This is a genomic window from Hyphomicrobiales bacterium, from assembly GCA_017642935.1.
GTDB lineage: Bacteria > Pseudomonadota > Alphaproteobacteria > Rhizobiales > MH13 > MH13.
In genome coordinates, this window is sequence record JAEPOK010000001.1 from 1,421,100 (window position 1) to 1,435,420 (window position 14,321).

Genomic DNA, 14,321 nt, shown 5'->3' on the forward strand with positions numbered 1-14,321 from the left:
TAATCCTCGTTAGCTTCCGACCGCGCTGGTGCCATCGCTGGCCAGCACATCGAGCGCGACACGGGCGCGCGAGCGCACCGGTTCGGGGCTGGCGAAATCACCAACCAATTCCAAAAAGAGCGCCAGCGCTTGCTCGCGATTGCCGGCTTTCATGGCCGCAAAGGCGCGAATTTCCCGGGCCGAATGGGAGAAGGGGTTGGTGTCTTCCGATAGTGGCAACAGCAGTCCTTCGATGTCGGCGGCAGCACCATGGTCCAGAAGCAAATAGCCCAAGCGGATGCGCGCGACATCGCGCACCAGCGGGTCAATGCCGCCATCATCCACGAGTGCCTGGAAACCGGCGATGGCGCCTTGGTAATTCTCGTCCTGCGCCAAGGTGCTGGCAGCGCGAAATCGCGCCAGGGCTGCATAGCCACCGGGGCCGTCAGCGGCGATCGCATCGAAAGCTTCAAGCCCAGCTTGCGGGTCCTGTTCAACCAGCGCGATGGCATCCAGGAAATTGTCACCGGCCGATGCCGCCTGCGAGGTCGTATAGGCATCGTAGCCTCGCCAGGCGGCCACGCCGAGCACCAAAACAATGGCACCGCCAATGACGTATTTGCCGAAGCGGTCCCACATCCGCTTGGCGCGGTCCTTGCGGATGTCTTCTTCGATTTCACTGAAAATATCGGTCATGAAGTGGGCGTTGGACCTTCTAATAGGCGGGCGGCTAGAAACGTGCGCCGGACCATAATGTTCAAAGCGCAGCACTGCAATCTGGCTGGACAGACCGCAGAGCGCAGTGTGGCGACATGGTTACGCTTTTAAGGCGTAGGAATGACTGGTGACGGCGCTATTTCTGCTTTCGGGCATAAACATGGTCAGGCCCGGGAAAAGATCGGTCGCGCACCGCATCGGCATAATTGGTGACAGCCTCTTGGATGTGTTCGCGGATCGATCCAAATTTTTGGACGAATTTCGGCGTCCAATCATTGAGGCCGAGCATGTCCTCAAGCACCAAGATTTGTCCGTCGCAGGCCGGCGATGCGCCGATGCCGATGGTGACGGTTGGGATTTCCTCGGTGATCTTACGTGCCACCGGCTCGACAGTGCCTTCAATCACCATGGCAAAGGCGCCAGCATCGGAGATCGCCCAGGCGTCGCGCTCGGTCTGCGCCTGGTTTTCCTCTGATTTGCCCTGAACGCGGAAGCCGCCCATCGTGTTGATTGCCTGCGGCGTCAGGCCGATATGGCCCATCACCGGGATGCCACGGCGGACCAGAAACTCCACCGTTTCGGCCATATGCTCGCCGCCTTCCATCTTGATGGCGCCGGCGCCGGTTTCCTTCATCACGCGGCTAGCCGAATGGAACGCCTCTTCTTTGCTCGCCTCATAGGAGCCGAACGGCATATCGACAACGACCAGCGCCTGTTTGGACCCGCGCATCACCGCCAGCCCCTGCACGATCATCATGTCGAGGGTCACCGGCACCGTCGATTCCATGCCGTGCATCACCATGCCCAGCGAATCGCCGACCAGAATGAAATCAACGTGTTCATCGAGAATCGAAGCGGTGTGGGCGTGGTAAGCGGTGAGCGCGACGACCGGATCGCCGTTCTTGCGCTTAGCGATATCGACCGCCGTAATACGGCGCTTGGCAGACTGAACAGACATCAGGAAAGCTCGATTTGGAAGACGGGTCGCAGGCTCTTAGCCGATTGGGGCGACGCCGAACAGCCATTGATGACCCCATAGAAGCAGGAAGACCCAGGCACCCGTCCCAACCAACACGGCAATGATGTCGCCTGTCCAGCCTGAGGGTGCAACCGGATCGGGCTCGCCGCGACGCTTCACCGAGATGCGGTCAACAATCGCCCAGACGAGGAATGACCCAAACAGAACCAAGTGCACCCCGAGGCCATTGGCGAGCAAATGCGCCAGCGCCCAGACTTTGATCGCAACCAGCATTGGATGTTTCAGCCGGGCTTTCAGCTTTGAGGGAACATAGGCAGCGACAAGAAAAATCAGCGCCGGAAGCATCAGCACGACCGCGATGTGACGCGCCCATACGGGCGGCGCCCAAACGAAGCCGAGCCCCGCCTTGGCATCTTGGTAGCCGTAGATGATGGCCACAAACGAAACCAGCGAAACCAGCGTGTAGATGCCCTTCCAAGCGCCCTCGCCGTAGGACGCTACAAGGCGGTTGCGGGTGTCGAAAGCGAAAATGCGTGCTGAGTGCACGCCAAGAAAGACGATCAATCCGCCGAAAAACGCGACCATCCAGGCCTCTCCTTGCCTCTAATTGTTGCCCGCACGCATCAACGCACGCGATTGTGACAGCCATCACGGCGCGCGATGCAAAGCTCGGGTTTACCCAACGTCCACGCTTGTGTTGCATTATGCCTTGCTAGCAGCAAGAGTTCCGCGTGCGGCGATTGTGGAGATGTGTGTGATGTTCTCTCGAGTTCTGATGACCGTGATGGCCTTTGGCGTGGCCAGCCTTTTTGCGCTCCCGCAGGCACAGGCCTCGGTGATCGCCAAAGTCGATCTGTCCGAACAGCGCATGCAAGTGATCGTCGATGGCGAAGTGCTGCACGAATGGAATATCTCCTCCGGTCGGCAGGGCTATTCCACCCCGACCGGCACATGGCGGCCGTTGCGCATGCACACAATGTGGCGCTCGCGCACCTACAACAATGCGCCGATGCCCCATGCAATCTTCTTTCAGGGTGGATATGCTTTCCACGCGACCAGCGCGATTGGCCGTCTCGGCAGCCGCGCCTCGCATGGGTGCATCCGCCTGCACCCAGACAATGCGCGCGCATTGTTTGCGCTGGTTCAAGATTACGGACCACACCGCACGCGCATTCAAATCACGCAGTAGACATGGACGTTCGCGCACGGCTGATAGCTCTGCGTGAAACGTTGCTTGCCGAGAGCGAAGCTACGGCCGAGGATCGTGCGCCCGTAGCGCTGGACCAGCAATCGGTCGGGCGCCTCTCACGCATGGATGCCATGGCCGGGCAGAATATGGCCGCAGCGAGCGAACGTGCACGCAAGGCACAAATCGTCAAAATCGATGCTGCTTTACGCCGCCTTGATGATGGCGACTATGGCTATTGCACCAACTGTGATGAGCCCATTGCACCAAAGCGCCTAGACGCCGACCCTACGGCCAGCCTTTGCATCACCTGCCAATGTGCCCGCGAGGGTTAGGGCCTAACCAGTAGCACTGGTGCGTGGACTGTGCGGATCATGGCCGTGGTGGTTGAACCGACAATCAGGGTGCGCAGCGGCGAGTGGCCATAAGCGCCCATGACCAAAAACCCATCGGGGTTGGCTTTCATAGTCTCGCCGATCACCGTTTCCGGTGCGCCATCCCTGCGAATGACCTCGCCTGCCCGCTCATGCGATGCGAGTAAGGCCGTGGCCTGCTCGACCAGTTTGCGGTGGCGGGCGTCATCGCCGCCAGCGATCACAACCTCCAACGGCAGGTCTGCGAAAAGCACTGACATTGCCGCAAAGGTGAGCGCCGCCGTCGAGGCACCACCGCCATCGAAAGCGACGAGGATTTTGGTCGGATTGCTGGTCGCCAGATCAGGCCCACGGCTCGACGCGACGACCACAGGCTTGTGGCTGGCGCGCACGACGCGCTCAACCTTGGAACCAATATGGCCCTTGGCGAAATCCGCTGATCCGCCGCGCTTGCCGATCACGATGAGGTCAGCGTCGGCTTCGCGCTCGGTGATGGTCTCGACGATACCGCCATGGCGGTGGGTGAGCTCGATGTCGGTGACACCGAGGCCTTCGACATGGTCCTTCGCGCTTTCCAACAGCACCCGCCCACGCTCGATGGCTAACTTGCCTTCGGCTTCATCAAGGCGGGTCAGCTCTTCCAGAAGCGAGGATTTCACGCCCAATCCTATTGCCCCTGACAAATCCTTGCGGGAGGCGGCAGCGTTGGTGCGCTGGATGGCATGCAGCAGTTCGACGCTGGCATCCAGCCGCTTGGCCGACCAGGCCGCCAGATTGCAGACCCGCGCCGCATAAGGGGAAGCGTCAATGCACGCCAGAATGTGTTTCATGAATGGGATCCTTAGTGGCCGGGCGCGGCGGAATCGGCGCCTTCTTTGTCGTGTTCGCCAAAGCGTTGGACCATCATCGCGCTCTTTTCATTGAGACCGATCACGTCAACGCTCGCGCCCTCGCGGCGGAATTTGAGTATCGCTTTGTCGAGAATGCCAACGGCTGAAATGTCCCAAAAATGGGCTTTCGAGACATCGATGACCACACGATCAAGAACTTCCTTGAAGTCGAAGGCGTCGGCGAAACGTTCGGTGGACGCGAAGAACACCTCGCCGGAAACGTAGTAGGTGCGCGTGCGCTCATCGCTCGAAAGGGTCGAGGTGACGTTGAAAAGTCCCCTCACCTTCGACGCAAAGAAGAGCCCGGACAGGATCACGCCAGCGGCAACGCCCTGTGCCAGGTCGTGCGTCCAGACCACGACGACCACCGTCACCACCATGACAACGGATGACTGCCACGGGTGCGTGCGCAAATCGCGGATCGACTTCCAGGAGAAGGTACCGATGGAAACCATGATCATGACGGCGACCAGCGAGGGCATTGGGATTTGGCTGACGAATGGGCCAAGGACCACGATCAGGAACAACAAGAATGTACCGGCCACGAACGTGGAAAGACGGGTCGAGCCGCCGGATTTCACGTTGATCACCGACTGGCCGATCATCGCGCAACCACCCATGCCGCCGAAGAAACCGGTGACGAAGTTCGCCAGGCCCTGCGCCTTGGATTCTTGCGCTTTGTCGGACGGGGTGTCGGTAAGATCGTCAACGATCTGCGCCGTCATCATGGATTCAAGCAGGCCAACGGCCGCCATGGTCAGCGAAAACGGGAAGATGATTTGCAGCGTTTCCCAGGTGAACGGCACGTTGGGAATGAAGAAATGCGGGAACGCATCGGGCAGCTGACCCATGTCGCCCACCGTGTTCACCTCCCAGCCGAGCGCCAGCGCCAAGGCGGTCAGCACGACGATCGCCACCAGGGGCGATGGGATCGCTTTGGTGAGGTAGGGGAACAGATAGATGATCGCCAAACCACCGGCCACCATCGGGTAGGTCAGCCAGGTCACGTCTACCAGTTGCGGTATCTGGGCGATGAAGATGAGGATCGCCAGCGCGTTGACGAAACCGGTCACCACCGAGCGCGAGACAAATTGCATGAGCAGATCGAGCCGCAGGAAACCGGCAATCACCTGCAAAATGCCCATTAGGATCGTGGCGGCAAACAGGTACTCCACGCCATGGTCGCGCACCAACGGCACCACCAGAACGGCGATCGCGGCGGTGGCGGCTGAGATCATGCCTGGCCGACCGCCTGTTAGCGCGCAAATGACGGCGATCGAAAAGGAGGCGTAGAGGCCCACTTTCGGATCAACGCCAGCAATGATGGAAAAGCCGATCGCTTCGGGGATCAGCGCGAGGGCAACGACAATGCCCGCAAGAATGTCGCCGCGCGGGTTGGACAACCACTCGCGCCGCAGCGTTGTGAGGGAAAGCATCTGGGTCCTGACCGGCGCCTGCTCACGCCGTCACGATTGGGGGGAAACAATGAAGGTATCGCGGCCTGCTAGCAGATCAATCTCCGCGTGGCGAGGGCTCTGCGCGCATGGGAGACAGGACGTGAACGCAAATCGGCGCCGCGATGGCTCACGGCGCCGATTGTGAAGTTTCTCAAGCCCAGTAGGTTAGGCCGCCTGGATCGTCCTCAAGAATGTGTCGATATTGACCTTCAGGTCCTCGGCCTCTTTGGCGAGTTCGGTCGATCCGCCGAGCACCTGTGTAGCCGCAGCGCCGGTCTGTTGCGTCGCCTGGCTGACGCCGGAGATCGTCGAGGACACGCTCTGCGTTCCCATTGCCGCCTGTTGAACGTTGGAGGCGATCTCCTGCGTTGCTGCGCCCTGCTCGTCCACTGACGACGCAATGGCGGTGGCGATTGTGTCCATGGACTTGATCTTCTCTGAGATGGCTTCGATCGACGTCACCGAGGCCTCCGTGGACGACTGAATGTCCGTGATCAAACCTGAAATCTGATCGGTGGCGCGGCTGGTTTGTTCGGCAAGTCCCTTCACCTCCGAGGCGACGACGGCAAAGCCGCGACCCGCTTCGCCGGCGCGAGCGGCCTCGATGGTGGCGTTCAGGGCCAACAGGTTGGTTTGCTCGGCAATGTCCTGGATCAGGCTGACGACTTCGCCGATCTTCTGTGCGGCCTGCACCAGCGAGTTGACCTGATCACCGGTATCTTTCGCCTGCTCAACGGCGGAGCGGGACATCTCTGCCGACTCGTTCACTTGGCGGCTGATCTCAGCAATGGAAGCAGACAGCTCTTCAGCGGCACTGGCAACCGTCTGCACATTGGACGTTGCCTCTTCGGAGGAGCTGGCGACCGTCGTCGATTTGCTCGACGTGTCCTCGGCAAGCGCTGACAGCGACTGAGCCGATTGCTGCATTTGACTTGCCGACTGAGTGACCTTGCCGATCGACTGGGTGGCCGCTGCCTCGAACTGCTCCACGGCTTCCAACACCACCGCTTGGCGGCGTTCCTTGTCGGCCTGCTCCTCGGCCTGAGAGGCACGCAAGTCTCTGCCTTCGATCATATTGTCTTTGAAAACCTGCACCGCCTGCCCCATGTCGCCGATCTCGTCGGACCGCTCGCGGCCGGGAACCTCGACCTCCAGATTGTCGTCAGCCAACTGACGCATGGCCGACGTCATGGACGAGATTGCGCCCGAAAGGCTGCGCGACATGAAAAAGGCGATGACTGCGCCGGCAAGCACGATGGCTGCACCGACAATGGCGGTAACCGTCATGTTACGGCTGAAGCGCTCGGTGAGAACCGGTCCGAGATCGTTCTGAACGGAAACCTGGGCATGTTCAGCCTCAACTGCGGCATTGTCGATGCGCGGGCCAACAACATCAAGCTGCTCGGCATAAATGGCGTTGCGTGCCTGAATGATGCTGGAGATGCGAGCGAACGATTGTTCATAGGCATCAAGACCAGCTTGAGCCTCTTGAATGAGCGCGCGGCGGCGCGGATTTTGCAGCTCAAGCAACACCTCTTGCAACTGATCGCGCGTAGCCGCCAGTTCCTGTCCCGCGCGTTGCTTGGCTTCCTCATCGTTAGAGAGCAGATATTCCTGCACGTAAAACCGTCCGAGCATGAGGCTTTGCTGCGCCCGGCCGGTGAAAAACGCGGCATCTGGGTCCTGATCGCGGTAGGCACTTTCCATCACGTCGGTGAGCGCTTGGCGAATGGCGATACCGGTCGGCGAAAGGTGGGTGTTGAACTCCTCATGGCGTTGCTGCTGCAGTGCGATGGCCTGCTCGAAGCCGGCGGCATAGTCTCTGCCATCGGCCATGATCTGATCGAGAATCTCTGCCTGTTCGCTCGTCACACCGATGTCCAAGAGACCTTGGCCATAGTCATTCAGCTTGGCCATCTCATCCTGCACGGTGACCAGAGTCTGCGGATCGTCAACGGTACGGAACTTCATGACCGCCAGACGCGCGTGCGTGATGGCCAAGGCTATTTCGGCAAAGCCAACAGAGGCCCGGCCATTGGTGCGGTATTGAAGAAAGGAATCATTGGATGATTGGCTGTTGACGAAGCTGAAGCCTGCCAAACAAGCGACGAGCGCAAGCACGGCACCGAAGCCCAAAAAGAGTTTGTTTTGAATGGATAAGCGCATGGTTTCCCCCTTAGAAAAATTCCCCCGAATTTTTTCCAAGAAGCGCCCGTTACCATTAACGAAGACTGAAACTTACGCTGCGTACGTGTTTGTACGGCGACAGGATCTTTTTTGTACAAACCCTCTAAGCTTTTGTTTTAATGAATTTTTCAGCGATCTGAGTCATGAACTCTGCACCCGAATTCGAACGGTAATCGGGCCATTCGCCACCTTTAAGTGCAAGTGGATTAAGCCGATCATCACCGCGACTAAGCGGGCTCTGGATGCTCCGGAATCAGCAGGAAAACGCAGTGCGTTCGTTTGCTGTCACAACCTTACACACTTGTAAGCTTCAGCGCAGGTGGCCGCAAAGTGCGCCCTCCATCTTCTGCTCATCGAAAGACGCGGTGTCTTTCGCAAACCAAAGATGGAGTAAAGACATGAACACGAAACTGATCACTGGCGGAATTCTGGCTGGCTTGCTGGCAACTGCGGGAACCGCTGGCGTCGTTGCGGCGCAATCGGCCACCGAAGCGCCGGGACTGAGCGAGGCGCAAGCCATCGAGATTGCCCTTGCCGAAGTTCCCGGGGACGTTCAGGAAACCGAACTGGAACGCGAGGACGGCATGCAAGTGTACGAAATCGAAATCCTGACGGCCGACGGTGTCGAGATGGAAGTCGAAATCGATGCGCAAACCGGCGCCGTCCTGGAAATCGAAGTCGAAGATGACCTCGACGACGACTATGATGATGACGACGAGGACGACGACGCCTAACGGTGCACCAATGCCTCAATATCGGGAGGGCTGCCAGGCCGGCAGCCCTCCCTAAACCTATCAATGTCTGGCGAGTGACATGCGCATCCTGCTTTTGGAAGATGATCGAGATCTTGGACCGTGGGTCACAAACGGCTTGCGCGAAGAAGGTCATGTCGTCGACCATTTCAGCGACGGCAAAGAGGCGCTGCTCGCGGCGATGGGACAGGAGTATGAACTTCTGATCCTCGACCGCATGGTTCCCGGCCTTGATGGTCTGGCCGTGCTGAAATCCCTGCGCGCATCGAAGAACACGACTCCTGCCCTTTTTTTGACTGCGCTTGGCGAAGTGGACTCGCGGGTTGAAGGCTTTGACGCCGGCGGCGATGATTATCTGACCAAGCCGTTTGCGTTTGCGGAGCTTTCTGCCCGCGTCAACGCCCTTGGACGCCGTCGGGAAGCAACCGGCGAAGGCAATGCCGAACCAACGGTTTTGCGCTATGGCGACCTTAAGCTCGATCTCCTTGCCCGGCGATGCGAACGGCATGGGCAGCCCATTGAACTGATGGCCAAAGAGTTCAAACTGTTGGAATATTTCATGCGGCGTCCTGGCCGGCTCGTGACGCGCACCATGCTTTTGGAACAGGTCTGGGACATGAGCTTTGACCCGACAACAAGCGTGGTGGAAACCCATATCAGTCGGCTGCGCGCCAAGATCGACAAACCATTCGACGAGGACTTCATACGAACACGGCGGGGCGAAGGTTATGTCTTCGGTCGGTAAGGTGACAAAGCAGCCGCGATGGCTCTTGCGATCGTCAACTTTGCGGCTCACTGGCCTGCTTTCGTTGGTCTTTGCTGTCGGCATGGTGATCGCCATCGTCTTGGCAATGTGGTTCGGGCGCGATGCCGTGCTGCGCCGGATCGACACAACACTGCTCGAGCTTGCCGCGTCGGTTTCGGACGATGATGCGCCCAGCGGTTCTTCCGTCCTGATCCGCCCGCTTGACGAGTTGGGCGGCCTGCCCGCGCCGTTCACTCAAATAGCAGCGCGCGGCGGCGGCACGGTGACCCTCGAACAGGATTTTCGCCGATCGGAAACCTGGCGGGTGATGATCGCCGAGGATGACGATGACGAACCAATCCTGATTGCTCTGCCGCTGGATGACAGCGAGGATGCGCTGGATTTGCTTGGTGGCGCGCTTTGGACCACGGCGGCCGTGGTGCTGGTCTTCGTCCTCGCCATCGGGCTTGGCGCGGGGCTGCTGGTTCAACGCCGCCTGGTACGGATCAACGGTACGCTTCATCGCTTGGCCGCCGGCGATCTGCAAGCGCGCACCGGCGTTGAACGTTCCAGTGACGATCTTGATGACCTGGCGCGGCAACTCGACACCACTGCCGGCGAGTTGGAGCGATTGGTCGCTCAGACGCGCCACCTTAGTGCCAGCTTGGCGCATGATCTGCGAACGCCGCTGGCCCGGTTGCGAGCGCGGTTGGAGATGCTGTCCGAGGGCGCTGAACGCAACGACGCTTTGGAAGAAGCTGCGCGCCTGTCCGGCATATTCGACACCATCATGAGGGTTGCGCGGATCGAGGCGAAACACGGAACCGATGGATTCGAGCCGGTCGATCTTGCGACCCTTGCCAAGGAACTCGCCGACACGTTCGGCCCGGTGGTTGAAGACAGCGGCAAGCAGCTAACGGTCGCAACCGATCTCGCCGCAACGGTAGACGCCGACCGGAAAATGCTGGTGCAAGCGCTGGCTAATCTCATCCAAAACGCGATCGTCCATGGCGGCACGGACATCACACTGTTTGCCAGCGGGCGGGATATTGGCGTTGTCGACAATGGCACCGGCGTGGACCCCGCTCTTTACGACGACATCATTAAGCCGATGGTGCAGGTCGATGCAGCGCGCCAAAGCGACGGTACAGGCTTGGGCCTCGCCCTGGTGCGCGCTGTCGCCGACCGCCATGGTGCAGAGCTTGCTTTGTCGGAAAACACCCCCCAAGGACTGTGCGTTACGCTGAAGTTTACAGAACTGTAAGGCGGCGGTCAGGCGGGCGTAAAACCCCGGCTCCATATCAAGGATGTCGAAACAAACTTGATATGGAGACCACCCCAATGAAATCCCTTCTTACCAAAATCACATCCGCCACCGCCGGTGTCATCGTCCTCGTTGTCGGATGTGCCATGGCCGGACTAGGCCTAACCGCGCTGGCCTTTTTGGCCATGGTCGCACTGGCGGCAGCAGCGCTAGCGTTTCTGGCCTCGCCCTTCCTTGCTTACGCGCAGGAGAATTCTGCCGATCAAGAAACGGACGTGTTTGCTGAGGAACGCTCGGTTGCTTGATCTTACGTCAAGATATCCTGAGGACGTGATCGAACTCCCGGGGGGAACACCCTCGGGAGTTTTGCCGTGGGTCAGCCTTGCCCCTGTACGTCACGGGCATCGACCTTTGGGGTTCTGGTTAGCACGACAATCCGATAGACCGATGTCAAGCGGCGGCAGAGAAAAAATCATTCCAAGAATGACACCATTCTCGCGAGACTGTTCCACGATTACGTGATTGCCCTAGGTTTGGCTGCCTCGCTCCAATTTGGGCACTCCTTTACCTTCGCACGCATCAGCTGGCGCTTCGCGCCGATTGCCGAAAGGCGTTGATTGTAAAGGAATTGTTCTCGTGAACCGTCTCTCCCTGACACTTGCGGCCCTTGCCGCCACCGTATCCCCCGCTCTTGCCATCGACGGCGCAGGCCCCTTGGTGACTGCCGATTGGGTGGTCGACCACGCAGCGCAGGATGATGTCGTCATCCTCGATATCCGCGCCAATGTCGAAAACACTGATCTTGGCGACGCGCCTTACATCGCCCACGCCGTTTCAGCACCCTATGGCACGGCCGGATGGCGAACAGAGCTTAATGGCGTGCCAGGCGCCCTGCCGCCGATTGAAGACATCACGGCTCTGATCGAGAGCCTTGGCATCGACAATGATGATCACGTGGTGATCGTGCCCTGGGGTACCGATTCCACCGAATTTGGCTCAGCAACGCGCGTCTACTGGACTTTTCGTTATCTCGGCCACGATCAAGTTTCCATTCTGGATGGTGGTTGGCGCCAATATGATGTGATCGGCGGCGCGCGGGTCGCTGAACCGGCAGTCGCTGAGGCGGCATCGTTTGAGGTGAACCTCAACCAAGACCTGCTGGCCACCACCGATGAGGTGCTTGCTGCGATCGACAGCGAGGTCATTCTGATCGATGGTCGACCCGAAGAACAATTCCGCGGCGAATCCAAAAGCCCAGTGGCGGCGGCTCCTGGAACGATCCCCGGATCGGTGAACCTGCCGCACCACGCGTTCTATTCCAGCGATTTTGCCAGCTTTGCCGAACCGGAAACCGTTGAAGCGCTTGTCGCTGCGGTGGGCGTTGGCTCCGGCGATGCGAACATCACGTTCTGCAATACCGGCCACTGGGCATCGGTTGCTTGGTTTGGTCTGTCCGAAGTGCTCGGTAACGACCAGACGGCGATGTATGACGGCTCAATGGCGGAATGGACGCAGGACCCCGCGCGCCCGCTTGATCCGCCCCGCATCAACTAAGCGTTTGAGTTCACGCTCTTCGGTGGTGCCGGGCAAGACCGTCCGGCACCACTTTGCTGTTTGACGGATACCTCCCGGTAGCATTGAGTCCTGATCCATGTTGCAGACTGTTCCCCCCACACAAGCGACCGCTTCACTTTTGCCCGACGTGGCCATCGACCGCAGCCCTGCGACCATCGCGAGCGCATTCCTGGCCGCTGGGTTTGCGGCAATCTGGTTGCTCGTCGACCTACGCCAGGCGAGCCTGTTTTTAATCGGCGGCGGCCTCGGTGCCGCGCTCTATTTTGGATCGTTCGGTTTCACCGGCGCCTGGCGGTATATGGTCGTCGAAAAGCGCGGGCGCGGTATCCGGGCCCAGATGCTGATGATTGCCGTTGCCGGGGTGGCGATGATGCCCTTGCTCTCGGCGGGTAGTATCGGCGCACAGCCGCTTGTCGGTGCCATTGCGCCCGTTGGAATCTCTGTTCTTGTTGGCGCCGCGATCTTCGGTTTCGGCATGCAACTTGGTGGCGGATGTGGCTCGGGCACGCTGTTCACAGTGGGTGGCGGTTCTTCGCGCATGCTCGTGACGCTGATCTTTTTCATCGTCGGCGCTGTCATCGGGACGGCCCATTTGCCCTGGTGGCTCGACCAAGCCTCTCTGCCGCCGATCAGCCTCAGCACGTCGCTAGGATTGCCGCTCGCCATCGTCCTTTCTCTTGTAGGGCTCGGCCTCGTCGCGCTGGTCACGATTGCGGTCGAGCGCCGCGCGCACGGCAAGCTGGAAGTCGATCTCGGCCCGCGCCGACCAGGTTGGGCGTGGGTACTCAAGGGGCCCTGGCCGCTCGTTGGCGCCGGCCTGGTTTTGGCGCTTCTCAATGTCGCGACGCTGCTCATCGCCGGCCATCCCTGGTCGATCACCTATGGATTCGGCTTATGGGGCGCAAAGATCGCCGACACGGTTGGAATCCCGGTTGCAAGTTGGGAGTTTTGGACGTGGCCAGCGCAGGCTGAGGCGCTGCAAAGCTCGGTGCTCGCTGACACTGTATCGGTGATGAATTTCGGCCTTGTTCTTGGCGCGGCGCTTGGCGCAGCGCTTGCCGGCAAGTTCGCGCCTAAAGCCGTTGTCCCGCTTGCTTCCTTTGCGGCAGCCGCGATTGGCGGCTTGTTGATGGGCTATGGCGCCCGCCTCAGCTTTGGCTGCAACATCGGCGCGCTTTTCTCCGGCATCGCGTCGGGCAGCGTCCACGGATGGTTGTGGTTCGCCGCCGCCTTTGCCGGGTCAACACTCGGCGTGTTTGCCCGACCTCTGTTCGGTCTTGATGGGTTCAAGACATCATGAGTGGCACCCGCAACACCGCCCTTTTCGCCGCAGCCCTTGCCATGACCACGGGCGCGGTTGCGCTTGATCATGCAAGCAACGGCGTGCCCGAACGCGCGCCGGTGGCAACGGCAACTCCAGCCTCTGCCGGCACGGCACCCTGTGCGGTCGGTGCGGCGGTAGCAGCACCCTGTGCTGTCGGCGCGCCACAGGCATTAGCAGCGCCGCCACCACCGCCCTTGGCCAGACAAGAGGAACCGACGTTGGCGCCACCGCCTCCGCCGCCTTTGCAAAGGCCATGACAGGTGACCCACGCGCTATTGCCCGGCAGGAGATCGTTTTTTGCGAACAGGTTCTTGCCAAGGGCGGCGCATCGGTTCTGACCGAGACCTTGCGCGGCATCGCCCAGCCCGAAAGCTGGACCAAGTACCCCGTCGGCGAGGTCTATGATCCGTCGTCCGGCGCGCAATGGTTTTACCATAGTCACAGCCCATCGACCGATGTGGACGAGCACGGGCACTTCCACACCTTCGTGCGGCCCGATGGACCGGAGGGGCCGAACCATCACCTCATCGCGATTGGCGTGGATGCCCATGGCCGACCCCTCAGACTTTTCACCGTCAATCACTGGGTCGTTGGCGACGACTGGTTGGAGGCCGAGCCGACCATCGCCTTGCTGTCGCGGTTCGATGTTCACATGCCGCAGCCCAACTATCTGGTGAACCGCTGGTTGACGGCGGTCGTCACCGCTTATGAACCGAAAATCACTGAGCTCATCAGGGAGCGTGATGCAGTGATTGCAGAGCATACGCCCGAGCACGGTGACCCGCGCGGAGATCACGCGCTGGAAGTCACGTCAGAATGGCGTTTTGACTGCTGACGAAGCGGCGCTCACCAAGGCGTGAGTTCAAATCACGTCCGCGGAAAGGTAGGATGC

The 14,321-nt window shown here is 60.0% G+C and carries 15 protein-coding genes; 9 read left to right on the forward strand and 6 right to left on the reverse strand.

Features of this window, described 5'->3' with window-relative positions; genetic code table 11:
* Positions 1 to 9 precede the first annotated feature (9 nt).
* The 3 genes from JJ917_06680 to JJ917_06690 form a co-directional block, all read right to left on the reverse strand.
* Positions 10 to 675: a tetratricopeptide repeat protein gene (locus JJ917_06680; protein MBO6698494.1), complete on the reverse strand. Its 666-nt coding sequence runs from the start codon at positions 673 to 675 to the stop codon at positions 10 to 12.
* A 157-nt stretch (positions 676 to 832) separates the two neighbouring features.
* A complete protein-coding gene (panB, locus tag JJ917_06685) occupies positions 833 to 1,654 on the reverse strand; it encodes a 3-methyl-2-oxobutanoate hydroxymethyltransferase (GenBank protein ID MBO6698495.1) in 822 nt (273 codons plus the stop codon).
* A 36-nt stretch (positions 1,655 to 1,690) separates the two neighbouring features.
* On the reverse strand, positions 1,691 to 2,260 hold the full coding sequence (locus JJ917_06690; protein MBO6698496.1) for an NnrU family protein: 570 nt from the start codon (positions 2,258 to 2,260) through the stop codon (positions 1,691 to 1,693).
* Between the two features lie 163 nt (positions 2,261 to 2,423).
* Between JJ917_06690 and JJ917_06695 the strand changes: the two genes are divergently transcribed.
* Positions 2,424 to 2,864, forward strand: coding sequence for a L,D-transpeptidase (locus tag JJ917_06695; GenBank protein ID MBO6698497.1), 441 nt, complete (start codon positions 2,424 to 2,426; stop codon positions 2,862 to 2,864).
* Between the two features lie 2 nt (positions 2,865 to 2,866).
* Positions 2,867 to 3,196 carry a TraR/DksA C4-type zinc finger protein gene (locus JJ917_06700; protein ID MBO6698498.1) on the forward strand — a complete coding sequence of 110 codons (330 nt, stop codon included), beginning with the start codon at positions 2,867 to 2,869 and terminating at the stop codon, positions 3,194 to 3,196.
* Here JJ917_06700 and JJ917_06705 read toward each other — a convergent pair.
* From JJ917_06705 to JJ917_06715, 3 genes are all read right to left on the reverse strand, one after another.
* Positions 3,193 to 4,065, reverse strand: a complete 873-nt coding sequence (locus tag JJ917_06705) for a universal stress protein (protein ID MBO6698499.1) — start codon at positions 4,063 to 4,065, stop codon at positions 3,193 to 3,195. The two genes, JJ917_06700 and JJ917_06705, sit on opposite strands and share 4 nt — an antisense overlap.
* A gap of 11 nt (positions 4,066 to 4,076) precedes the next feature.
* A complete protein-coding gene (locus JJ917_06710) occupies positions 4,077 to 5,561 on the reverse strand; it encodes a SulP family inorganic anion transporter (GenBank protein MBO6698500.1) in 1,485 nt (494 codons plus the stop codon).
* Between the two features lie 186 nt (positions 5,562 to 5,747).
* Positions 5,748 to 7,748 (reverse strand): methyl-accepting chemotaxis protein, encoded by a 2,001-nt coding sequence (locus JJ917_06715; GenBank protein MBO6698501.1) that lies wholly within the window; start codon positions 7,746 to 7,748, stop codon positions 5,748 to 5,750.
* 419 nt (positions 7,749 to 8,167) lie between these two features.
* On the opposite strand from JJ917_06715, the gene JJ917_06720 reads away from it, so the two are divergent.
* The 7 genes from JJ917_06720 (at position 8,168) to JJ917_06750 (ending at position 14,264) form a co-directional block, all read left to right on the forward strand.
* The gene (locus JJ917_06720; GenBank protein ID MBO6698502.1) at positions 8,168 to 8,503 is read left to right on the forward strand and encodes a PepSY domain-containing protein; all 336 of its coding nucleotides are present in this window, start codon (positions 8,168 to 8,170) and stop codon (positions 8,501 to 8,503) included.
* A 79-nt stretch (positions 8,504 to 8,582) separates the two neighbouring features.
* A complete protein-coding gene (locus JJ917_06725; GenBank protein MBO6698503.1) occupies positions 8,583 to 9,266 on the forward strand; it encodes a response regulator transcription factor in 684 nt (227 codons plus the stop codon).
* A gap of 1 nt (position 9,267) precedes the next feature.
* Positions 9,268 to 10,530: a HAMP domain-containing histidine kinase gene (locus JJ917_06730; GenBank protein ID MBO6698504.1), complete on the forward strand. Its 1,263-nt coding sequence runs from the start codon at positions 9,268 to 9,270 to the stop codon at positions 10,528 to 10,530.
* Positions 10,531 to 10,607: 77 nt separating this feature from the next.
* Entirely contained in the window at positions 10,608 to 10,835 is a 228-nt protein-coding gene (locus tag JJ917_06735; protein ID MBO6698505.1) for a hypothetical protein, read from the forward strand.
* Positions 10,836 to 11,181: 346 nt separating this feature from the next.
* On the forward strand, positions 11,182 to 12,084 hold the full coding sequence (locus JJ917_06740; protein MBO6698506.1) for a sulfurtransferase: 903 nt from the start codon (positions 11,182 to 11,184) through the stop codon (positions 12,082 to 12,084).
* 97 nt (positions 12,085 to 12,181) lie between these two features.
* Positions 12,182 to 13,405 carry a YeeE/YedE family protein gene (locus tag JJ917_06745; protein ID MBO6698507.1) on the forward strand — a complete coding sequence of 408 codons (1,224 nt, stop codon included), beginning with the start codon at positions 12,182 to 12,184 and terminating at the stop codon, positions 13,403 to 13,405.
* A 277-nt stretch (positions 13,406 to 13,682) separates the two neighbouring features.
* Positions 13,683 to 14,264 (forward strand): hypothetical protein, encoded by a 582-nt coding sequence (locus JJ917_06750; protein MBO6698508.1) that lies wholly within the window; start codon positions 13,683 to 13,685, stop codon positions 14,262 to 14,264.
* Positions 14,265 to 14,321 lie beyond the last annotated feature (57 nt).